General features: G+C 33.5%; 15 protein-coding genes and 1 pseudogene. 14 read left to right on the top strand and 2 right to left on the bottom strand.

Annotated elements, in window-relative coordinates:
• Window positions 1-3: 3 nt before the first annotated feature.
• From BM246_RS18755 to BM246_RS18735, 6 genes are all read left to right on the top strand, one after another.
• Window positions 4-603 carry an acyl carrier protein phosphodiesterase gene (locus BM246_RS18755; protein WP_042499627.1) on the top strand — a complete coding sequence of 200 codons (600 nt, stop codon included), beginning with the start codon at window positions 4-6 and terminating at the stop codon, window positions 601-603.
• Entirely contained in the window at window positions 600-2,300 is a 1,701-nt protein-coding gene (ggt, locus tag BM246_RS18750; RefSeq protein WP_074940337.1) for a gamma-glutamyltransferase, read from the top strand. Before BM246_RS18755 ends, ggt begins: the two co-directional genes overlap by 4 nt.
• A 124-nt stretch (window positions 2,301-2,424) precedes the next feature.
• Window positions 2,425-7,668, top strand: coding sequence for a T9SS type B sorting domain-containing protein (locus tag BM246_RS18745; protein ID WP_074940333.1), 5,244 nt, complete (start codon window positions 2,425-2,427; stop codon window positions 7,666-7,668).
• A 121-nt stretch (window positions 7,669-7,789) separates the two neighbouring features.
• Complete coding sequence (locus tag BM246_RS20195; protein ID WP_262481206.1) at window positions 7,790-7,921, top strand: hypothetical protein; 132 nt, start codon at window positions 7,790-7,792, stop codon at window positions 7,919-7,921.
• A gap of 213 nt (window positions 7,922-8,134) precedes the next feature.
• Complete coding sequence (locus BM246_RS18740; protein WP_074940330.1) at window positions 8,135-8,851, top strand: hypothetical protein; 717 nt, start codon at window positions 8,135-8,137, stop codon at window positions 8,849-8,851.
• 163 nt (window positions 8,852-9,014) lie between these two features.
• Window positions 9,015-10,556 carry a ComEC/Rec2 family competence protein gene (locus BM246_RS18735; RefSeq protein WP_074940327.1) on the top strand — a complete coding sequence of 514 codons (1,542 nt, stop codon included), beginning with the start codon at window positions 9,015-9,017 and terminating at the stop codon, window positions 10,554-10,556.
• 7 nt (window positions 10,557-10,563) lie between these two features.
• Here BM246_RS18735 and BM246_RS18730 read toward each other — a convergent pair whose 3' ends face one another.
• Entirely contained in the window at window positions 10,564-11,088 is a 525-nt protein-coding gene (locus BM246_RS18730; protein ID WP_074940322.1) for a hypothetical protein, read from the bottom strand.
• A 371-nt stretch (window positions 11,089-11,459) separates the two neighbouring features.
• On the opposite strand from BM246_RS18730, the gene BM246_RS18725 reads away from it, so the two are divergent.
• From BM246_RS18725 to BM246_RS18690, 8 genes are all read left to right on the top strand, one after another.
• Window positions 11,460-11,807 (top strand): hypothetical protein, encoded by a 348-nt coding sequence (locus BM246_RS18725; RefSeq protein ID WP_139221932.1) that lies wholly within the window; start codon window positions 11,460-11,462, stop codon window positions 11,805-11,807.
• Between the two features lie 127 nt (window positions 11,808-11,934).
• The gene (gene uvrA, locus BM246_RS18720) at window positions 11,935-14,775 is read left to right on the top strand and encodes an excinuclease ABC subunit UvrA (RefSeq protein ID WP_074940314.1); all 2,841 of its coding nucleotides are present in this window, start codon (window positions 11,935-11,937) and stop codon (window positions 14,773-14,775) included.
• Between the two features lie 36 nt (window positions 14,776-14,811).
• A complete protein-coding gene (locus BM246_RS18715) occupies window positions 14,812-15,501 on the top strand; it encodes an LOG family protein (RefSeq protein WP_042499644.1) in 690 nt (229 codons plus the stop codon).
• Between the two features lie 288 nt (window positions 15,502-15,789).
• Entirely contained in the window at window positions 15,790-18,627 is a 2,838-nt protein-coding gene (locus BM246_RS18710) for a gluzincin family metallopeptidase (RefSeq protein WP_074940311.1), read from the top strand.
• Window positions 18,628-18,789: 162 nt separating this feature from the next.
• Window positions 18,790-21,201 carry an alpha-ketoacid dehydrogenase subunit alpha/beta gene (locus tag BM246_RS18705; RefSeq protein ID WP_074940308.1) on the top strand — a complete coding sequence of 804 codons (2,412 nt, stop codon included), beginning with the start codon at window positions 18,790-18,792 and terminating at the stop codon, window positions 21,199-21,201.
• Window positions 21,202-21,386: 185 nt separating this feature from the next.
• The gene (locus BM246_RS18700) at window positions 21,387-21,857 is read left to right on the top strand and encodes a hypothetical protein (RefSeq protein WP_074940305.1); all 471 of its coding nucleotides are present in this window, start codon (window positions 21,387-21,389) and stop codon (window positions 21,855-21,857) included.
• A 99-nt stretch (window positions 21,858-21,956) separates the two neighbouring features.
• Window positions 21,957-22,544 (top strand): hypothetical protein, encoded by a 588-nt coding sequence (locus tag BM246_RS18695; RefSeq protein WP_074940302.1) that lies wholly within the window; start codon window positions 21,957-21,959, stop codon window positions 22,542-22,544.
• 145 nt (window positions 22,545-22,689) lie between these two features.
• On the top strand, window positions 22,690-23,514 hold the full coding sequence (locus BM246_RS18690) for a hypothetical protein (protein ID WP_074940298.1): 825 nt from the start codon (window positions 22,690-22,692) through the stop codon (window positions 23,512-23,514).
• Window positions 23,515-23,562: 48 nt separating this feature from the next.
• On the opposite strand, the pseudogene BM246_RS18685 reads toward BM246_RS18690, so the two are convergent.
• Window positions 23,563-23,822, bottom strand: a pseudogene (locus BM246_RS18685) (IS110 family transposase); the annotation flags it as partial.

Here is a 23,822-nt window from a genome sequence, read left to right as displayed (position 1 = left end):
CCCATGAACTATTTAGCACATATTTATCTTTCAGGGGATAATGATTTAGTAACTGTCGGAAATTTTATTGCCGATGGTATTAAAGGAAAAAATTATAAAAATTACCAAAGAGACATTCAAATTGGTATTTTATTACACCGAAATATAGATACTTACACAGATGCCCATAAAACAGTTAGACTAAGTACTAAAAGGCTTCATGAAAATTACGGTCATTATTCTGGAGTGATTGTCGACATACTTTACGATCATTTTTTGGCTAAAAACTGGAGCACTTATTCTAGTGTCCCTTTAGCTAAATATGTCGATACTTTTTACGATTCTCTAGAAGATAATTACGGTGCACTCCCTTCCCGAATTCAAAAAATGATGCCTTACATGATTAGCGACAACTGGCTACTAAGCTACGCATCCATTGAAGGTATATCTAAGGTTTTAGATGGCATGAACCGACGTACAAAAAACAGATCGGGAATGGACAAAGCCGTCCACGAACTAGAACTTTTCTATAAAGAATTTGAAAGTGAATTTTCTTCATTTTTTGATGAACTCATTGCTTTTTCAAGCGAAAAATTAAAAGAACTTAACGAAACCGTTTTATGAAACATATTCTATACACTACACTTTTACTTTCATTATTTGTTTCATGCAAAAAAGAAGTTAAAGCACCTGAAACTATAAAAAAGACGGGGTTAATAACTCAAAATGCCATGGTTGTTTCGGCGCGTGTTGAAGCCTCTAAAATAGGAAATGACATTCTTAAAAAAGGAGGAAATGCATTTGATGCTATGGCAGCCACAGAACTTGCCTTGGCTATTGCATATCCATACGCTGGTAATTTAGGCGGTGGCGGATTTATGGTTTACCGCAAAGCAAATGGAGAAACTGGCGCTATAGATTACCGTGAAAAAGCACCAATGGCTGCTACAAAAAACATGTATTTAGATGAAGAAGGTAACGTAATTCCAGAAAAAAGTACAATTGGAGCTATGGCTGTTGGTGTACCTGGAACGGTTGCAGGAGTATTTGAAGTACACAAAAAACTTGGTTCTTTACCTATTGAAGATATTTTGAACCCCGTAATCGCTTTAGCTAAAAAAGGAGTTTTAGTTACCGAAAAACAAGAAAAACGTATTGCACACTACCAACCATTTTTTAAGAAAGCTAATAAAGACTCTATTCTTTTTGATAAAGCTTGGAAAGCAAACGACACCATTAAATACCCAAATTTAGCTGAAACGTTAGAACGTATTTTAGAACATGGAAAAGATGGATTTTATAAAGGTGAAACGGCTAAAACGCTAGCAAATTTCGTTCAAGAGAACGGAGGCATCATTACAGAAGAAGATTTAGCAAGCTATGAAGCCCAATGGCGCACACCTATTAGTTTTTCTTATGATGATTTAAAAATCATTTCGATGTCGCCACCTTCTAGTGGAGGCGTTTGTTTGGCACAAATAATGAAAATGATAGAACCTTTTCATATCGATGAATTTGGTCATAATTCTGAAAAAACCATTCAAGTAATTACTGAAGCTGAACGTCGCGCTTATGCCGATAGAAGTTTTTATTTAGGTGATCCTGATTTTGTAGAAATCCCTATTGAAACTTTAATAAATGAAGCTTATTTAGGCGGTAGAATGGACAATTTTTCATTTGAAAAAGCAACATCTTCCAAAGATGTTGCTCATGGAAATATTGCTATCATTGAAAGTGATGAAACTACGCACTACTCTATTGTAGATCAATTTGGAAATGCTATTTCTGCAACAACAACGCTAAATGGCGCTTACGGTTCTAAATTGTATTGCTCGGAGCTTGGCTTTTTCTTAAATAACGAAATGGACGATTTTAGCAGCAAACCAGGAGAACCTAATATGTTCGGACTTATTGGAGCCGAAGCAAATAGCATTGTACCCCAAAAACGTATGTTAAGTTCTATGACACCAACAATTGTTGAGAAAAACGGTGAGTTATTTATGTCTGTTGGCACACCAGGAGGCGCTACCATAATCACATCGGTTTTACAAACTATTCTAAATGTTCATGAATTCAACATGACCATGCAAGAAGCGGTAAACGCGCCACGTTTTCACCACCAATGGCTGCCAGATGAAATTAACATGGAACCGAATTCTTTCGATAAAACCATAATACAAAACCTTGAAAAATTAGGGTATTCCATTAACGAAAAAGATTCTCCTGTAATAGGAAAAGTAGATGGAATTCTTGTTTTAGATGATAAAACGTTGGAAGGAGGCGCAGATTATCGTGGAGATGATACCGCGGTTGGGTTTTAATGAAAGACAACATTAGAATACTAACTTTTTCACAAGTAAATCCTCTATAAAAGCACTTTATTAAAAGCCCCATAATTAGTCTTGTGCCTTTATAAAATATATAACTTATTAAAAATAACATGTAATGAAAAACAAATACCTACTACTGCTTTTTTTAGTGTTTTTAACAATATTCAATGATGATATATCTAATGTGTTCGCGTTAAACACAGATAATATACATTCACTAAATAACTCTGAAATTTCTGGTTACACCATGAATCTTACTGCTAAAGGAGAAGAGTGCGCGGGAGACGGAAACATCCAAATAGAAATCAATGCTTCTGAAATAGGCGCTACTTTTGAGTTTTTAGTTTATGACACCTCAGATTTAACAACACCAATAAATAGTGAAACCGTATTTGAAGGACCAATTAGTTCTGCTGACTTTACAACCAATATAACTACTATAAATAGTGGCACCTACATTATAAGAGCTACTGAAACCATTGGAGCTACGGATACAATAATAGAGCAAGTAATTACAGTCGCAAATAACATTGTACCTATTACTTTTGATGCCATCCAAGAAAGTGCTTGTTTAGGAACTATCAATGTATTATTAAACTCTGGTAATGTTTTGGAATATAGAGTTAAACAAGCTGGTGTATTAATTGAAACCATTACTCAGACTCAAATAGACGCTGGTACTGAAAGTACTTTTACAAATTTAGCCTTTGGAGACTACACCATAGAAGTTGAAGATGTTTGTGGGAACATAGTAGTTCAAGGAATTAATTTAATAGATCTAGCTCCTGTTTATACACTTCCAAGAACATTTAATAATAATATTGATAGCTCAGATTGCTCACAAACAGAACTTTTAATTTATATAATTCAAGAATTAAGCACAGGAAGTACTACAGGTCTTCTTGATGAAAATTTCTTTCCTTTTGATGTAACAATAACTTATGATGATGATGCCGATGGAAATGACTCAGTAATGACTGACATCTGGACTTCCAACAGTCAAAATGGATCATATTATAATCTTCCAACACAAGATACGTCATACCCAGTAACAACACAAGTAACAGATATATGTGGTAACGTTGTTTATTTAAATACTGTAGATTTTTCTGGTCCACCAACACTAGATATTGCCACGGGAACAACTCAAGAATGCGGAGGACAGCGTCTAAGATTTTCTAATTTTAAAAACTTCGCATTTCCAATGACCCTTGAAGTTTTAGCAGCACCAACAGCGTTTGATATAAATAATGACCCTAATTTATACAACCCTATTTTTCCTGTTGGATCTAATATTTCTGATCCAATTCCCAATTCTAACACTTTGTATTTTGGATACTACAACTTAAGCCTTCCAGATGGAAATTACACCTTTGTATTTAAAGACAACTGTGGTCGCGAAGTCAACAAAAATATAAATATTATAACCGATAACTCACCAAGAGAATTAAGTATTAAAACCCGAGAGGGCTGTGATGCAACAGGTAATTTAGAAATAAACATAAAAAAGCAAGGAACTTTTGATCCAACTTCCGCAGCTGGCTTTAAAAACGTAACTATCACCTCTGCACCTGCAAACTATACAGGCCCTTCAATAATAGACATAGCAGCATCTACTGTTAATAATTTTTATGGAGATTTCATATACCTTTATGATTTACCTGCTGGTGATTACACTTTTGATGTAGAAACAACATGCGGCTATTCTTTAACCGGCTCCAAAACTATCAATGGAGTTCTTTTTAAAGATGTGGACGCCACGATTACATCATTTTGTGGTAGCTTTAATCTCAATTTAACTGCAACATATAATATAACCGCTCCAATCTTTGTTCTTCAAAAATTTAACACTACAGATGGCGTTTGGGCAAATATTAATAATGCTACTGCCGAGTTAACTAATTATGTTGATAATACTCATTTTTATCGAGATGGTTCCACGTCTATTATATTCACTAATTATCAAAATAACTATGGGCAATTCATAACTGAGAGTGGTTTTGTTAATAATGTTACCGGATCTGGATTATTTAGAATTTATTATTCTTTTTCAAGAACTAGTGAGCAAGAACGTTGCTATAACACGCTTCAAGAATTTACAATTGGTGATAATAACATTACGCTTGTTGATTTTTCGGTAATCGATTGCGGAAATGGCACTAACGATTTATTAATTGATGCATTAGGTGTCAATTTAAATTATGAGTTAATAAGTAGAGACGGTGTTGCACTTAGTCCTACTATTAACAACGGTAAAGACCCTGTCTTTACAGGCTTAACACCTGGTCTTTACGAGGTACAAATAAGTGATGATTGTGGCGCTATAAGTAATTTTGTTATTAATGCTAATAAATCTCAATTATCTGTTATACAGCCCTACAACTTGTGTGTTGGAGAAAATGGTTTTATTACTACTAATGCTTTATCAATTATAGATGTTACATGGACCAAAGATGGAGACCCTAGTTTTTCTGCTACTGGAAATACTTTAAATTTCACACCGTACTCTGCTACAGATACTGGTACATACAATGCAGTTTTAAGCTATAGTGCTAATCCAAATTCTTGTGCTAACCAAACCTTAAGTTATACAGTTACTAGTGCACCGCCTATTGCTGGTAATGGACAAACTGTAGATATCGCATTTATAGATACTACTCTAGAAAATTTATTCGACTACATTAATGGTCCTTATGATAATTTTGGAATCTGGACAGAAACTACTGCAACACCTTCAGGCACTTTAAATGATAATTTATGGGATGCTACTGGATTAGAGGCCGGAACCTACGTTTTTGATTATGTTGTAGATACTGGTTGCAATGGTATAGATAGCACTACAGTAACTATAAACATATTAGAAAGCGATTTAACAGCTATTGATAATTCTGTTTTAGATATCTGCCCATCAACAATTCACGACAACCTTTTAAACGTGTTAGATAATGACACCTACGGTCAACAGCCATTAGTACAAACCGATTTTTTAGTAACTACAGAAACTGCAGATCCAGAAAACGTAATTACCATAGACTCCATGGGAAATATAAATGTGAATAACACCAGTTTACCTGGACAAACTTATACATTAGAATACAAAATTACAGAAACAACAAATACTGATAACTTTGATACAGCATTCTTAACCGTAACTATAAAATCCATTTCAGAATCGGTTGCTCCTACTTTTTCTACAGCCCCAACACAAGTTCAATGTTATGATGACATACCCTCGAGCACTATTTTAAGTCAAACTGAATTTGAAAATTTAGGAAATGCCGATGGCTTAATTAACAATAATAATTGTGGCCTAATAGAAATCACAGCAGCAAATAGTCTAGATACTGGTAATTGTAATCAAACCGTAACCCGAACCTATACTGTAATAGAATACTTAGATATCAATAATGATAACATTTATAATACTGGAGACACTTTATTCTATGAAACAGTTTCTACTGAAAATTACTTAATAAACGATACGGTGGCTCCTAGTTTAACCGGTACAATAGCAGAAACAACAATAGCAAAATGCTCTGTTAGCGATGCCGACATAGCAGTAACTACCGTACCTGAGTTAGAACTCATGGGATTAACTATTACAGATTCATGTAGCAATGATAACGATTTAATTGTAACAAGCGATGACACAGTTACCGGTACTAACCCGATTGTAATAACAAGAACTTATACCATTAAAGATCGCTGCGATAACGCTACTAGTACCATACAAATAATAAATATAGAAGATAACGAAAGTCCAACTATTAATTGCGCTATTGACATAACAATAGATACAGATACTGGATTATGCACTGCTAGCAATGTAAATTTAGGGAACATAACAGCTGTAGATAACTGTACTGTTGCTAGTTTAACAAATAACGCTCCCACAATTTTTCCTACTGGAGATACAACAATAACTTGGACAGCAACAGATGGAGTTGGAAACACCAGTACTTGCGAACAAATTGTTACTGTAGAAGATAACGAAAGTCCGACATTTACTGCTCCAGATGATATTGAAATTTTTTCAGACATTAACTCTAACTATGATATTAGTATTAATATTACTGGAGATGTATTAGATGAAATAGATAATTGCTCTACAGGAATTCAAGCTGCTTTTATAGACACTATTGTTGACGGCGAATGTCCTGGTTCTAAAATCATTACTAGAACATGGAGTTTAGAAGATACTAATGGGAATTCAGCTGTAGATCAAATACAAACTATAACAGTCTTAAACGATACTATTCTGGCAAATCAAAATTTAGAAACTTATAATGTTTGCGATGACACCCCTGAAACAGATAACAATACTACGAACAATACCACTGTTTTCGATTTAAGCATCCAAGACAACAATGTTCTGAACGGGTTAGATAATACTATATATTCTGTTAGTTATTATCCGACTTTTGAAGATGCAGAACAAAAATCAAATACTCTACCTAATCTTTACGAAAACACAATTAATCCTCAAACTATATATGCGCGAGTAGACAATAATTCACCGGGAAGCACCTGTTATGCCATTACCGAACTTGGCTTAATGGTAGAAAGTTTACCATATATTCAATTAGAAGAATCATACTTAATATGTGTTGATACCAATGGAATTGCTATTGACGATTCTACGGTAATAAATATTCCTTTAAATAAACCGGAATATAGTTTTTCTTGGTATTACAACGGTATAATTATACCAAACGAAACCGAACCATCACTAACACCAAATCAAAGTGGTGAATACAATCTTATTGTTACCGATATGGTTAGCCCTTTCATGTGCTCCAATAACTATACAATTATAGTTGAGGCAAGTGCACCACCCCAATTAAGCTACGAGTTAACACCTGCATTTGCAAACATGCATGATGTAACAGTAACTGCGACTGCTTCTGAAATTAGTACAATAACAACAAATCATACATTTAGTTTAAACGATGGCTCCCCACAATTAGGTACAATTAATAGTGACGGAACTTCAAGCTACACTTTCACAAATATTAAACCTGGTTACAATGTAGTAACAGCTAATAATATCGACGGATGTGGTGAAAACAGTATTGAGATATTGGTTATAGATTACCCTCTATACTTCACACCAAATAGTGATGGCTATAACGATACCTGGAACATTTATTCTATAGATACTCAACCCGATGCTATAATTTATATTTTCGATCGTTACGGAAGATTATTAAAACAACTAAACCCTAAAGGCAAAGGATGGGATGGCACTTATAATGGTAATTTAATGCCTACAAACGATTATTGGTTTACTGTAGAATATAGAGAGCCAAAAACAAATGAGATAAAAATTATGAAGGCACACTTCACGCTTAAAAGATAATTAAAACAAGATATTCAAAAATTAATATAAACGCATGAGCAAAAGTTCATGCGTTTTTTGATTTATTTCTGAAATATAATAAAGCTTTACAACAGAAATTCAAGAAGAACAAACAGATGCTTTGACTGAAAACATATTAAATGCACCTTTTAAAGCAGATAACATAGCCATGCAAGAAGCGGTAAACGTGCCACGCTTACTCCATCAATGGTCGCCAGATGAAATTAACATGAAACGCCATTCTTTTCGATAAAACCATAATACAAAACCTAGAAAAATTAAGGTATTCAATTATCGAAAAAGACTCTCCTATTATAGGGAAAGTAGATAAAATTCTTGTTTTAAATAATAAAACTTTGGAAGGAAGCGCAGATTATCGTGGAGATGATACCGCCGTCGGATTTTAAGTGATTAATACACCTAAAACTTCTAGCTTTGCATTATTAAGATAATAAATTCTCTCAGTTTGAAAATAAAGAAAGTAACAAAAATCGTTTTAGGGATTATTGTATTCCTCACATTACCAAGCATTTTACTATTTGGTTTTGTCTATTTTAAATATAATGAAGATTTACCAACAGGAGTTCAAGGTGAACAAGCAGATGCTTTGGCAGAGAACATGCTTAAAGCCTTAGATTTCGAAGCTTATAAAAACACAGACTATATTGAATGGACGTTTAAAAATAGACACCATTACCAATGGCACAAAAGCGAAAATACCTGTGATGTTTTTTGGAAAGACTACAGAGTTGCTCTAGACTTAAACAACCACAGTTTAAGCAAAGCTTATGTTCATGGTTTTGTTACAGAAAACGATATTGCCGAAGAACTTAAAGAAAAGGCTCTTAATTATTTTAATAACGATTCCTTTTGGCTTGTGGCACCTTATAAAGTTTTCGATGCAGGTACCGAACGTCGTCTGGTAAAACAAGCAAACAACAAACCTGCACTTTTAATTACTTATAAGTCGGGAGGCTCTACGCCTGGAGATTCTTATTTATGGATTTTAGATGATAATTATAAACCTGTATCTTTTAAAATGTGGACATCCATACTCCCAATTGATGGTTTAGAGGCCACTTGGAGCGATTGGAAAACTACCGAAACAGGGGCTTTATTACCAAACTTCCATAAACTTATGGTTTTAGGAATAGAAATTGATCATCTTAAAACATCAAACTAAAACAGCTTCTTCTAGATTAACAAACCATTAATTTTAAGATTAATACAAAAACTTTTAATTAAAATTATGTAATTTTATTCCACCCAAAACTGGAAGTTCAAGTTTTAATACATTAAGTAACTTCGATAATTATTAACCCACAAATTAATTAAATCGATTTATAATGGCGCATAAATTTGTTGGCTTATCGGAGGATCACAAAAAAATATATTTATACGAGCTTACCCCAAAAACAGGTAAGCTAAAAAAAGAACGACAAGTTTTATGGGGCGATTGGCTTTCTATTAAAGATAACTATGATTTTAGCGACATTGGACCAGGTTGGCTAGCCATAAACTGGTCGCCAAACACACCAAAAGCCAAAACACTTTTTATAAAAGAAGCTGATACTACCGACACTAGACCATTAGAAATTGTTTTTGTAGACGTAGGTCAAGGTGATGGTGCTGTACTAATTACCCCTGAGCGAAACGAAGAGGAGCGCATTATGGTTATTGATGCTGGAGAAGGCGAAAACATGAAAACCTTTCTCGAAGGCAGGTTTGCTCACCGTGGATTTCAATTTGAAGCAGCCATAATTACCCATCCCGATATGGACCATTACTACGGGTTTAAATCTATATTTGAGAATAACACCATTGGATTTAACACTATTTATCAAAACGGTTTGGTAGAGCGTCCAGTAAAAGGAACTTTTGATAAAGTTGGCGGTTATAAAGAAGATGCTAAGACCAAAAAGAAATACATTGAAAATTTAGCCATAAACAAAACTGACATTGAAGCACATTTTAGTGATAATTCAAACTTTGGTAGATATGTATTTCCAAAGGTTATGCATGCCGCTTTAAACAATCCTAAAATTAAGGATTTCAAAATGCTCTCTACAGACTCAAGCCAAAGCACTCATGAAAATGATAAAATTTACATGCCAGACTTTGCTCCTTCCGACGGAAAAAATTACAGCATAGAAGTCCTCGGACCTGTAACGGATAAAGATGAAAATGATAATGTTCGTTTAGAAAAAATAAGCGATTATGGAAAAACAAAAAACGGCCATTCTATAATTTTGAGACTGCATTATGGAAAATTTAAAGTATTATTTGGTGGAGATTTAAATAAACCTGCCGAAAAATTTCTTCTAAAACATTATACAAAACGAAAATCGTTTCCTAGATACGGTACCGAAGCATCAAAAACCATGATAGAAGAAGCAAAACATTGGTTTAATGCTGAAGTAATGAAGGTTTGTCATCACGGAGCAGCAGATGTTACTAACGAATTTATGTCGGCTGTAAATCCGGCTTGCTTTGTAATTTCTTCTGGAGATCAAGAAGGTCACGTACATCCAAGACCAGATTTATTAGGGCGCTTAGGAAAATACGGCAGAGGCGATTCTCCCGTTTTACTTTCCACAGAACTACAACGCTCTACACGAGAACACGAAGATAAAAACGTAATCTCAACCTTAAAGAAAAATATTGCTAAAATGGTAAAAAAACCTTCGGACAAGCTCAACGCTTTAATCGAAGAAGGCATTAACCATTTAGCAAAAACCAATGTAGACGTTTACGGCGCTATCTATCTTAAAACAGATGGAGATCGCTTGATAACTGCTTTTAAAATTGAAGAAAAATCTAAATTAAAAAAGTGGTTTTATTTTGAATATAAAATTGACAATTCTGGCGAGCTTACCTTAATTAGTTAAACCCATTTTATTTGCTACGTTGGCCAACAAAATTATGCGCCTTCGATTTAAATAAAATATTAAAACTAGTTAAGCTGCCATAAATTCTAGTAATATATTGTTGCAAGTCTATTTTACCTTGTTCATTCAAATCACTGGCGTTAATACGTTGTTCCATAACACGCAAGCGATCGCGAACCATAATTATTTTATGAAAAAACTTATCAATCGGTAACTCATAAGGTTTCATGCTAGCATCGGCCGGTTCTAAAATAAGTTTTCCGCCTTTATACTTATCAGCAATCGGCACAATCTCACTCACATCACTCCATTGCTTTAATATTTTAACCAAGCTACTTTCAACTTCAGAAAAACTTACAGCATTTACATCGCCATCAGCAGCTTCAATAATTTCAAAATCACTATCTAAATCAATAGTTTCTAATCCGGTTTCTATAAACGTTACCCAATAATGCTGAGATGTTACATTAGTAACCACACCTTTTCCATGAGTGGCATGATTAATTCGAGATCCTATACCTAATAATTTCATATGAAGTTGTTTTTATATTTTAAACACAATAATACTAAAACTAAATAATTTTAGATGAAATTTTCACTCATCAAACACTCAAAACATTCTTAATTTCTTGTTAAAGTCGTTCAGAAAAATAATTTGATTCAACCCATAATTTTAGAGGGTACAAATAGAAAAACCGTTTACTTCATTTACATAGATATCCATAATAACACACCACAACTATTTTAGACAATAACAGAAACATAAACCACCCTATTTTTTATAGGGATTACCGCTTTCACGTTGGTTTTGAAGTATTTGTTAATTAATCTTAAAGCCCTTGACATGAATGTTTTTAAAATATATTTTTAATGAAACCTATAACTAAATACACCTTAAAAATTATGAGAAAATTATTATTTACCGCATGTTTATCTGTTTTCAATATGGCTTTAAGTGCACAAGGCACGCCAGAAATTGGAGATCAACTTATTGTAAATGCGCCAACAGGGCAAAAATACAATCATGTTAAATTCCCTAAATTAAACTTTTTAGTAAAAAAGGGTAAAATTGCCAATTACAAAAGTGTTCAAGGCAGCGAAGTTGTAGTTAGCGATATAAAAACGTGTAACAAAGGCACAAAATATGTGATTTTGGAAAAAAAAGATGGTAGCAAGTTTTTTGGATATTTAAAAACTGTAAAAGCGAATTACGATGCTTCCATCAATTCTGGTGAACTGTCTGTAATATAATGCAGCGTAAACCAAGGCATGCAGAAGAATTACACTATTCTAAGCGTAATTCCTTTTAACAAAATAGACAATTAATCTTCACAAGATTTTAACATCAAAAATCGTAACTTCGCACTTTTGCCAATTTATGAGCCAATTTGATGATTTTATTGAAGTAAAAGGAGCGCGAGTTCACAACTTAAAAAATATAGACGTTTCCATTCCCCGAGAAAAGCTTGTGGTTATTACAGGTTTGTCGGGGAGTGGAAAATCGTCTTTAGCTTTTGATACTATTTATGCCGAAGGGCAACGCCGATATATAGAAACATTTTCGGCTTACGCTCGACAATTCTTAGGTGGGTTGGAACGTCCGGATGTTGATAAAATAGACGGCCTCTCCCCTGTTATTGCTATAGAACAAAAAACCACAAGTAAATCGCCACGATCTACGGTTGGTACTATTACAGAAATTTACGATTTTATGCGCTTGCTTTTTGCACGTGCTAGTGATGCTTACAGTTACAATACGGGCGATAAAATGGTGAGCTATAGCGACGACCAAATTAAAGCGCTTATTCTAAAAGATTTTAAAGGAAAACGTATTAATGTTCTAGCGCCTGTAGTGCGCTCTAGAAAAGGGCATTACCGCGAACTTTTTGAGCAAATTGCAAAACAAGGCTTTGTGAAAGTCCGTACAGACGGCGAAATAAAAGACCTTGTAAAAGGTATGAAACTCGACCGTTATAAAAATCACGATATTGAAATTGTAATCGACAGATTAAAAATTGACGATAGCGCAGATAATGATAAACGCCTTACTGAAACCATAAACACAGCCATGTATCATGGTGAAGATGTGCTTTTGGTAATAGACCAAGACACCCAAGAAGCACGTTACTTTAGTAGAAGTTTAATGTGCCCAACTTCGGGAATTTCTTATCCAAATCCAGAACCAAACAACTTCTCATTTAACTCACCAAAAGGTGCTTGCGATAATTGTAGTGGCATTGGCGAACTATACCAAGTAAACGAAAACAAAATTGTTCCTGACGATAGTTTATCTATTAAAAATGGCGCCTTAGCACCGCATGGTCCAGAAAAAAACTCTTGGATTTTTAAGCAGTTAGAAACTATTGCACAACGGTTTAATTTTAAATTAACCGACGCTTACAAAGATATCCCAAAGGAAGCCAAACAAATTATTATGTATGGTGGCAATGATAAATTTTCGGTTGAAAGTAAAACTTTAGGGGTAACCCGCGATTATAAAATTGATTTTGAAGGTGTTGCTAATTTTATTGATAATCAATATAAAACAGCCGAATCGACTTCTTTAAAACGTTGGGCTAAAGATTACATGGATAAAATTACATGTCCGGTTTGCGAAGGGTCTCGATTAAAAAAAGAATCGCTTTACTTTAAGATAAACGAAAAAAACATAGCCGAATTAGCCAATAGTGATATTGTAGAATTATCCGAATGGTTTAAAAACCTAAACGAACACCTCTCTGAAAAACAACTAAAAATTGCTGAAGAAGTAATAAAAGAAATTAAGTCTAGATTACAGTTTCTACTTGATGTAGGCTTAAATTACTTATCGCTTAACCGAAGCTCAAAATCACTTTCTGGAGGAGAAGCACAGCGTATTCGTTTAGCAACTCAAATTGGATCGCAATTGGTTGGTGTACTCTATATTTTAGATGAACCAAGTATTGGTTTACACCAACGTGATAACGAAAAACTAATAAACTCTTTAGTTGCTTTAAGAGATATCGGAAACTCTGTAATTGTGGTTGAACATGATAAAGACATGATTGAGCGCGCCGATTACGTTATAGATATTGGTCCAAAAGCAGGAAAACACGGCGGTAATATAATTAGCATTGGTACTCCAGCAGAATTAAAAACTCACGATACTTTAACAGCCGATTACTTAAACGGAAAGCAAGAAATTGAAATCCCTAAAAAACGTAGAGAAGGTAATGGTAAATTCTTAGAGCTTAAAGGCTGTACGGGTAATAATTTAAAAAATGTATCGGTTAAATTTCCGTTAGGAAAAATGATTGGCGTTACTGGTGTTTCTGGTAGCGGTAAATCGACTTTAATAAACGAAACCCTCTACCCTATTTTAAATGCCCATTATTTTAATGGCGTTAAAAAACCGATGCCTTATAAAAGCATAAAAGGTTTAGAACATATTGATAAAGTTATTGATATTAACCAGTCGCCTATTGGTAGAACGCCACGAAGTAATCCTGTCACTTATACAGGAACGTTTAGTGAAATTAGAGCCCTATTTGCAAAAATTCCTGAGGCCATGATTCGTGGTTACAAAGCAGGTCGTTTTAGTTTTAATGTAAAAGGCGGACGTTGTGAAACCTGTCAAGGTGGTGGTTTACGCGTTATTGAAATGAATTTCCTTCCTGATGTTTATGTGGAGTGTGAAACCTGCCAAGGGAAACGTTTTAATAGAGAAACCTTAGAAATTCGTTACAAAGGAAAATCGATTAGTGATGTATTGAATATGACGATTGATGAAGCCGTTGATTTCTTTGAACACATTCCTAAAATATACAGAAAAGTAAAAACTATACAAGATGTTGGCTTAGGATATATTACTTTAGGCCAGCAAAGCACAACCCTTTCAGGTGGTGAAGCACAGCGTATAAAACTAGCTACAGAGCTTTCCAAAAGAGACACCGGCAATACCTTTTATATTCTAGATGAACCTACTACAGGTCTGCATTTTGAAGACATTAGGGTGTTAATGATTGTTTTGAACAAATTAGCAGATAAAGGCAATACCGTTTTAATTATAGAGCATAATTTAGACGTTATAAAAACGGTCGATCATGTTATTGATATTGGCTACGAAGGTGGTAAAGGCGGTGGCAAGGTTATTGTAGAAGGTACTCCCGAAGTAGTTGCTAAACACAAAAAGAGCCATACCGCTCGCTTTTTAAAGCTAGAGCTTAAAAACGGAAAGTAAACAAATTAAAAAAACTTTTAAAACAGAATAATACATATGAAAAAAGAACAACACCCAAAAGGTTGGAATGAAAATAAAACAAACGATTCTTGGGCCATTTTTAAAATAATGGGCGAGTTTGTTAATGGTTTCGAAAAAATGAGTAAAATAGGACCTTGTGTTTCTATTTTTGGATCGGCACGTACTAAGCCAGATCACAAATACTATAAATTAGCAGAAAAAGTAGCTGGTAAAATTGTTGAACACGGTTACGGTGTTATCACTGGCGGTGGACCAGGAATAATGGAAGCAGGTAACAAAGGTGCGCATTTAGGCGGTGGAACTTCGGTTGGACTAAATATTGAATTGCCTTTTGAACAACATGACAACCCTTATATTGACAACGATAAAAGTTTAGATTTCGATTACTTTTTTGTTAGAAAAGTAATGTTTGTAAAATACTCTCAAGGTTTTGTTGTTATGCCAGGTGGTTTTGGAACTTTAGATGAATTGTTTGAAGCCATTACATTGATACAAACACATAAAATAGGTAAATTTCCAATAATACTAGTAGGTACAGATTTCTGGAAAGGCTTAATTGACTGGATTAAAACGACACTTTTAGATAGTTTTGAGAATATTAGCGCTAAGGATTTAGACTTAATTCATTTAGTTGATACTGAAGATGAAGTTATAGATATATTAGACGCTTTCTACAAAGAATCTAGATTAACACCTAACTTTTAATACATACACAGGTAAAGCTTCTAAACTAGTTACTATTACTGGTTTTAGAAGCTAGCCCTGCGTTAGGGATTGAGGCATTGTTGAAGCTCTTTTGTGTGGTTGCACCTATGCAACACAAAAAAGCGACTGCCGAAAGCCCGACCCTTTTCGGGTAACGCCCAAAAACATAGAGTTTCTCTCTAATTCTAAACAATTTTGCTTAAACTGAAAAGTAATATTTTTAAGCCACCTTATTTTATTATATTGCAGAGCCTTAAGCACTATAAACCTTATTAATGTTAAAATAATTTGAAGTTACAATTTTTATTTCTTTTCGTGTTTTCTTCTATTGGTCTTACTGGTTTTAGTCAGAATAAAATTGACTTAAAAGCCAAATTTGATATTGAAAACAAATCGATTGAAATTGTACAAACAATTACTTACCAAAACACTTCCAAAGACACGCTTAGCACAATTTATTTAAGCGATTGGAATAACAGTTACTCTACTAAAAAAACAGCTTTAGCAACCAGAATTGCAGATGAGTATAAAAATGATTTTCATTTAGCTAAAAATGAAGATCGTGGCTTTTCGGTAGTGACTTTAGCCAAACAAAACGATGCCATTTTAACGTACTCGCCAGTAAAAAACCAAATGGATATTTTACAGGTTAATTTAGTAAAACCAGTTAACCCAAACGAGAGTTATACCATTAAATTAGAATACCGTGTGCAGGTGCCAAACAGTAAATTTACGCGTTATGGCATAACGGATACAGGTGACTTAAACTTACGTTATTGGTATTTTACTCCTGCTATTTACGATGGCGAATGGCAATATTACAGCAATAAAGATTTAGACGATTTGTATATTCCGTTAGCCGATGTGAGCTTAGATCTTGAATATCCAAAGGGTTACCATATTACATCGGAATTGGATGTTATTGAAAGAAAAGAATTAGCAAACGCACAAAGCATAAAACTAGAGGGAAAAGACAGAGTTAACACTAAGCTATTCTTAAGCAAACGCGCTGATTTTAATACAATTAAAGGTGATAATTTTGCCATAGTTTCCAATATTGACGATGGCGGTTTAGAGATTATTGATAAGGTTTTAATTAACGAGAAAATATCGAAATTTTTATTAAAAACCTTTGATAAGTACCCTCACGAAAAACTTTTATTGACACAAATAGATTATGATAAAGACCCCGTTTATGGGCTTAATTTTTTACCTAATTTTATAAAACCGTATCCTGATAATTTTGAGTACGAACTTAAAATATTAAAGATTGCTTTGCACAATTACCTAGAAAACACCTTGCTGCTTAACCCAAGAAAAGAGCAATGGTTGCTAGATGGTATTCAAATTTACTACACCATTAATTATGTTGACGAATATTACCCAAACATGAAGTTTTTAGGTAGTATTAGCGATTATTGGGCCGTACGTCCTTTTCATGCTGCCGACATGAAATTTAACGACAAATACACTTTAGCGTACATGTTAATGGCGCGAACTAATAGAGATCAACCTTTAACAATGGCCAAAGATTCTCTGTTGAAGTTTAACAAAAACATTGCCAATAAATACAAAGCAGGCGTTGGCCTTAAGTATTTAGATGAATTTGTAAATGGTGATGTAGTTGAAAATACTATAGAATCTTTTTTGAAGACGAATAAGCTAAAACCAACAAGTACAAAAGCATTTGAAAAACTTATAAAATCTAAAACAAATAAAGATATTGATTGGTTTTTTTCTGAATACATAGCGACTCGAAAAAAGATAGATTTTAAAATACAAAACGTTACAAAAACCGAAGATTCTATTACTCTTACCGTTAAAAATAAAAGAAACAACAGCATGCCTGTGTCTCTCTACACTTTAAATAACGATAGCATAATTTCTAAAACTTGGTTAGAAAACATTTCGGGAAGTAAAACTTTTACCTTGCCTAGAAATGGCGCCAACAAATTAGCTTTAAACTATGAAAATAGCATTCCGGAAAACAACTTAAGAGACAACTGGAAATCGCTAAAAGGTTTCTTTTTCAACAATAAACCGTTGCAACTTAGAGTTTTTCAAGATATTGAAGATCCTCATTACAACCAGGTGTTTTTTATGCCTATTGTTGAATTTAATAATATTTATGACGGTCTTACGCTTGGTGTGAGAGCTTACAATAAAACGGTGTTAAGAAAACTTTTTAACTACAGAATAGAACCACAATACGCCATTAAATCTAAAACATTTACGGGTGGAGCAGCTGTTTTTAAAACACATTATTTTGAAAACAGGAATTTGTATTCTGTAAATTACGGTGTCACCGGAAGCTACAAATCTTACGCAGAGGACTTATTTGTGAGTAAAATTCAGCCATCAATTTCTTTTAGTTTTAGAGACGATTCAGACTTTAGATCTAACAAACGAGAATCTTTAAGTTTTAGATATTTAGATATTAACAGAGATCAGGACCAAGACCCAACTAATGTTTTAACTGATACCGAGCCTAATTATTCGGTTTTTAATGCGCGCTACACCAACTCGAATAATAACCTTATAAAATATAGCAGTTGGTATTCTGATTTTCAAGTCGCCAAAAATTTTAGTAAACTAGCCTTTAATTACGAATACAGAAGGTTATTTGAAAGTAACAGGCAATTAAATATCCGTTTTTATACGGGTGCTTTTATAAAAAATAGTCTGCCAACGAGCTCAAACTATTTTAGTTTTGCTCTAGATCGTCCATCGGATTACCTATTCGATTATTCCTATTTAGGCAGATCGGAAGCCTCAGGTATATTTAGTCAGCAATATATAGAAGCCGAAGGTGGTTTTAAATCTAAATTAGATACACCTTTTGCAAACCAATGGATGTCTACCTTTAACGCTAGTACAACGCTTTGGAACTACGTTTTACTTTATGGTGATATTGGTTTGGTTAAAAATAAGCATCGCGATCCTCATTTGGTTTACGATTCTGGTATTCGAATTAATTTAGTTACCGATTATTTTGAAATTTATCTTCCACTCTACTCTAACTTAGGATGGGAAATTGGTCAAGAAAATTACGACCAAAAAATCAGATTTAAATTCACTTTAGACCCACAAGCTCTTCTTGGCTTATTTAGGCGCAGATGGTTTTAATTTTTTATTGAATTATCAAAATTACCTAGATAATAATACGAAAAATTCAACAGAAATAAGCCTAAACATTATTTCATCAAATTAATAACAATATTTTAACGCCGCATAACATTGTAAAAATCGTTAATATTAACTACTTTTGCAAAAAGGATACTATACAATATGCAGACAATTCCAGACGTAACAAACGATCTATCTTTCGAAGATTTTAAAACAGAAGTTTTAAACGATTACAAAATTGCTGTAGTCAGTCGGGAGTGTAGTTTGTTAGGACGCCGAGAAGTTTTAACAGGAAAAGCCAAGTTTGGTATTTTTGGCGATGGAAAAGAAGTGCCACAATTAGCTATGGCTAAAGCTTTTCAAAAAGGCGATTGGAGATCGGGTTATTATCGCGATCAAACCTTTATGATGGCTATTGGCGCATTAACCACAGAACAGTTTTTTGCTGGCTTGTACGCTAATACTAATTTAGAATTAGAACCTATGTCGGCCGGACGCCAAATGGGTGGACACTTTGTAACCCATAGTTTAAACGACAATGGAACCTGGAAAAACTTAACAGAACAATATAATTCTAGTGCCGATATTTCGCCTACTGCAGGGCAAATGCCTCGTTTATTAGGGTTGGCTCAGGCTTCTAAAATTTTCCGAAATGTAAATGACATCAATACCAACAATTTTTCCGTAAAAGGGAATGAAGTAGCTTGGGGAACTATTGGAAACGCTAGTACAAGTGAAGGTCTGTTTTTTGAAACCATCAACGCTGCCGGAGTTTTACAAGTTCCTATGGTTATAAGTGTTTGGGATGATGAGTATGGTATTTCTGTTCATGCTAGACACCAAACAACAAAAGAAAATATTTCTGAAATTCTAAAAGGATTTCAACGTAATAAAAAAGAAAAAGGATTCGAAATCCTGAGAGTAAAAGGTTGGGATTATCCAAATTTAATGGAAACCTACCAAGAAGCGGCTAAAATTGCTAGAGAAGAACATGTACCTGTTTTAATACATGTTGTAGAATTAACGCAACCACAAGGCCACTCTACCTCTGGATCGCACGAACGTTACAAAAATGCAGAACGATTAGAATGGGAAACCGAACACGATTGTAATACACAAATGCGCCAATGGATTATTGAAAGCGGCATTGCAACCAATGAAGCTTTAGTAGATATTGAACGTACAGCTAAAAGAAACGTACGTGATGCTAAAAAGAATGCATGGAACACGTTTTTAAGACCTATTAAAAAAGAACAATTAGAGATTGTTAATATTTTAAAGCAAGTAGCGTCAAAAAGTGCTAACCGCGTTTTTATCTCGAAATTGGCTACCGATTTAGAAGCTATTGGAGAACCTACCAGAAAAGATATTTTATCGACCTCTAGAAAAGTACTTCGCCTTACCCTTGGTGAAACTAATGCCGAAACAACAACGCTCGGTAATTGGATAAACAATAACATAGCAAAAACACAACACAGTTTCAGTTCGCATCTATATTCTGAAACACAACGTGCAAACATAAGAATTAAAGAAATTAAACCTACTTATACAGACGATTCTGAATTAGTTGATGGACGTATTATAATACGTGATAATTTCGATATTATTTTTAGTAGTCATCCCGAAGTTTTAGTTTTTGGAGAAGACACCGGAAAGATTGGAGATGTAAATCAAGGTTTAGAAGGTTTACAAGAAAAATTTGGAGAATTACGCGTGGCAGATACCGGTATTCGCGAAGCAACTATTATTGGTCAAGGTATTGGTATGGCATTAAGAGGCTTACGCCCTATTGCTGAAATTCAGTACTTAGATTATATTTTATACGCTCTTCAAATTATAAGTGACGATTTAGCCACACTACATTACCGTACAAAAGGTAAGCAAAAAGCACCATTAATTATTAGAACTCGTGGCCATAGACTAGAAGGTATTTGGCATTCTGGTTCGCAAATGGGTGGTATTTTAAACTTAGTTAAAGGTGTACACCTTTTGGTACCAAGAAACATGACTAAAGCTGCTGGATTCTATAACACCCTACTTCAAGGAGACGATCCTGCTATTGTGGTAGAATGTTTAAATGGTTACCGTTTAAAAGAAAAAATGCCAAGCAACCTTAGCGCCATTAAAACACCCATTGGCGTGGTTGAAACCGTAAAAGAAGGAACCGATATTACCTTAGTATCCTACGGATCTACTTTACGCATTGTAGAGCAAACCGCTAAAGATTTGTTAGCCCTTGGTATTGATGCTGAAATTATTGATGTACAATCATTAATTCCTTTCGATCTTAATCATGATATTGTAAAAAGTATCGCAAAAACAAACCGTTTAATGATTATAGATGAAGATGTTCCTGGTGGGGCGTCGGCATATATTTTAGATGAAATATTAAACAAACAAAATGCTTTTCAGTATTTAGATAGTGCTCCAAAAACATTAGCAGCAAAATCACACAGACCAGCTTATGGCAATGATGGTGATTATTTCTCTAAACCATCTGCAGAAGATATTTTTGAAGCTATTTATGCTGTAATGCACGAAACTAACCCTGTACAATTTCCTAAATTGAGATAGGTAAAAGTTTTGCATATAAACATATCACACAAAAGGCTTTGCTAGGTTTTCCCGAGCAAAGCCTTTCTTTTTACAAACATATTTCCTCACGTTTTTCATAAAACATTATTCGGCTATACTTTCTATATCTAAGCACAGCCAATTCCGTATTATTTTATTAAATTTAAAATCTAATTTATTTATAAATGAAAGCAGTTTCGGCAGTCGCTATAAAAAAAGAATTACAACATCAGTCGCAAAGCGAATTGATAGCGCTTTGCCTTAGGTTATCGCGCTTTAAAAAAGAAAACAAAGAACTCCTTACCTATTTATTGTTTGAATCGGCTCATGAGGATGATTATATTCAATCGGTTAAAACATATATAGATGATGAGTTTGAAACCATAAACAGAGATAGTTTTTTTTATATCAGGAAATCGGTTCGTAAAATTCTAAGAAACGTAAAAAAGTATCTACGCTACTCTCAGAAAAAAGAAACAGAAGCCGAACTACTTATCTATTTCTGTAAAAGCTTAAAAAACTTTTCACCAAGCATTAAACGTAGCACACAATTGGTAAACTTATACGATCGCCAATTACTCATGGCTAAAAAAATAATTTCGAGCCTACATGAGGATTTACAATACGATTACAATGATATGCTTGAAGAACTATAGAATGAAATAATAATGATAAAGAACAGCTTAATATAAGGCAGATAAAGATAATTGTCTTTATATTGTTGTTGTAAGCAATTTGACAAAACATTTCGAACTATGAAATACATTCCTAATTTAATTCTCTTTTTGCTCGTAATAAACATTTACGGACAAGAAAATAACGCAGAATATTTGGAATTAAAAACTAATCTCTTGAATTCAAATTCCGAATTAGTTATAGAATTTAATACGATTTGTTTTGGCGGAGAGTTTATCGAACTTGAAGATTCTGAAAACTGTGTTTACGAACGACCTTTTTACTTATTTTGGACTAAAAATGGCAAATATTTCAAGCGTAAGTTTTCAAATTGTAAAATATTCCCAGAATTAGAAATGGAACAATCGGAATTTATTGAAAAAGTAAAAACCAATCTTTCTAAAATACAAAAATCTGAAATTTTGCCTGTTATTCACAAGACAAAAAAATCTAATGGAGAAGTGGAAACTACAGAATTAGAAATTGACCATTATTGTGAGTCAAAAATTACAATAAACACAAAAAAAGCACAGATAATTAAAAGTATAATTGATTTTCGATTGACAACTGAATTAATTGACGAAAATACACCAAATGACAATTATTTAAAAAATCAAAGTTCAATTCTTAATACAATTTATAAATTGGCTAAAAAAGAAACTGATTAAAAACTGCTTACAACACAGTATATAAAAAATTGCTAGTTTTAGCTAAACCAAAGTTAGTTGCTCGTTTGCTAGCTTCTGATTTTCCTTCGGAAAATCCTCGCACACAAACACGCAACTTTCCATATACATAAACGTTAGCACAAATATGAAAAAACGAATTCTGACAATATTATCAATTCTAATTTCAACACTTACTTTTGCTTGTGATTGCGTTGTTTATAATCCTATATTAGAATTTTATTCATCAGAATATGTTTTTGAGGGGGAAATTATTTCAAAAATTTACGCTAAAGATAGCTTGACTTATAAAGTTACCTTTGACATTTCTAAACATTATAAAAACGGAGATTTTCCCAAAACACTAGAATTTGATGTAACAGCAGAAGAAGAATATACAGGACAATGGACTTCTTGCGATTGGAGCGCTAAAAAAAATCAAAAATGGTTAGTTTATGCCTATAAATATAACGGTAATTTAACTTTTAGTGGAATGTGTTCTAACTCAAAAATTATTAACAATAGACCAATTGGTCTGAGAGAACAAAAAATGTTAGATAATGGCAATTCATTCAAAATTGAAAATTACATTTTTGAATATGAAAGTGAGTTTAACTACTGTATAAATGTAACTGACATAAAATCTATTCTCGAAAATGGAAAAATAAAGGAATACAAAAAACCCATTACTCTTTTAAATGTTTTGATTGATTCAAATGGTAATTTAATTTCAATAACAAGACAAAGAGAATTAATAAGAAAGAAAGATTCTATCTTTAATTTAACAACAGGAATTGAAGATGCTAATAGAAAACCTATTACAGAATTTGAAAAAGATGCGATTGAATTAATTAGTCAAGTTAAAAAATGGGAAGTAAAAAAATATAAGAAGACAGGTATTAATGTTCCCTATTTAAGACATATTTGGGTTTCTTATGATTTAAAGACAAATAAATGGAGTTATGAATTATAAAATACTTGTGCTAACAAAGTACTGTGCTAAAAAACAAGTAAAATCTTATTAATTTTTCACTAGCGCACTTTTATATTCCTTGTCAAATATTAAACCCGATTTTGCAATAGCAAAAGCTTGTTTTAATAGCTTATTACATACCGCTATTAATGCTAATTTTTTACTCTTTCCTTTTGCTACTAATCGTTCATAAATATCTCTGCATGCTTTATTGTATTTACAAGCTGTAAAACTGCACATAAATAATAAATTCCTGAGTTTTTGATTGCCCATTTTACTAATTCGTGGTCGTCCTTTTATACTACTTC

The sequence above is a fragment of the Algibacter lectus genome, from assembly GCF_900112395.1.
GTDB classification, from domain to species: domain Bacteria; phylum Bacteroidota; class Bacteroidia; order Flavobacteriales; family Flavobacteriaceae; genus Algibacter; species Algibacter lectus.
Note: the sequence above shows the minus strand (reverse complement) of the source record. Positions and strands in the feature narration are given on the sequence as shown.

Excerpts from the sequence above, each read along its gene's own strand:
- BM246_RS18755 (WP_042499627.1), top strand. The coding sequence starts at position 4 with ATGAACTATTTAGCACATATTTATCTTTCAGGGGATAATGATTTAGTA.
- ggt (WP_074940337.1), top strand. The coding sequence starts at position 600 with ATGAAACATATTCTATACACTACACTTTTACTTTCATTATTTGTTTCA.
- BM246_RS18745 (WP_074940333.1), top strand. The coding sequence starts at position 2,425 with ATGAAAAACAAATACCTACTACTGCTTTTTTTAGTGTTTTTAACAATA.
- BM246_RS18735 (WP_074940327.1), top strand. The coding sequence starts at position 9,015 with ATGGCGCATAAATTTGTTGGCTTATCGGAGGATCACAAAAAAATATAT.
- BM246_RS18730 (WP_074940322.1), bottom strand. The coding sequence starts at position 11,088 with ATGAAATTATTAGGTATAGGATCTCGAATTAATCATGCCACTCATGGA.
- BM246_RS18725 (WP_139221932.1), top strand. The coding sequence starts at position 11,460 with ATGAGAAAATTATTATTTACCGCATGTTTATCTGTTTTCAATATGGCT.
- uvrA (WP_074940314.1), top strand. The coding sequence starts at position 11,935 with ATGAGCCAATTTGATGATTTTATTGAAGTAAAAGGAGCGCGAGTTCAC.
- BM246_RS18715 (WP_042499644.1), top strand. The coding sequence starts at position 14,812 with ATGAAAAAAGAACAACACCCAAAAGGTTGGAATGAAAATAAAACAAAC.
- BM246_RS18705 (WP_074940308.1), top strand. The coding sequence starts at position 18,790 with ATGCAGACAATTCCAGACGTAACAAACGATCTATCTTTCGAAGATTTT.
- BM246_RS18700 (WP_074940305.1), top strand. The coding sequence starts at position 21,387 with ATGAAAGCAGTTTCGGCAGTCGCTATAAAAAAAGAATTACAACATCAG.
- BM246_RS18695 (WP_074940302.1), top strand. The coding sequence starts at position 21,957 with ATGAAATACATTCCTAATTTAATTCTCTTTTTGCTCGTAATAAACATT.
- BM246_RS18690 (WP_074940298.1), top strand. The coding sequence starts at position 22,690 with ATGAAAAAACGAATTCTGACAATATTATCAATTCTAATTTCAACACTT.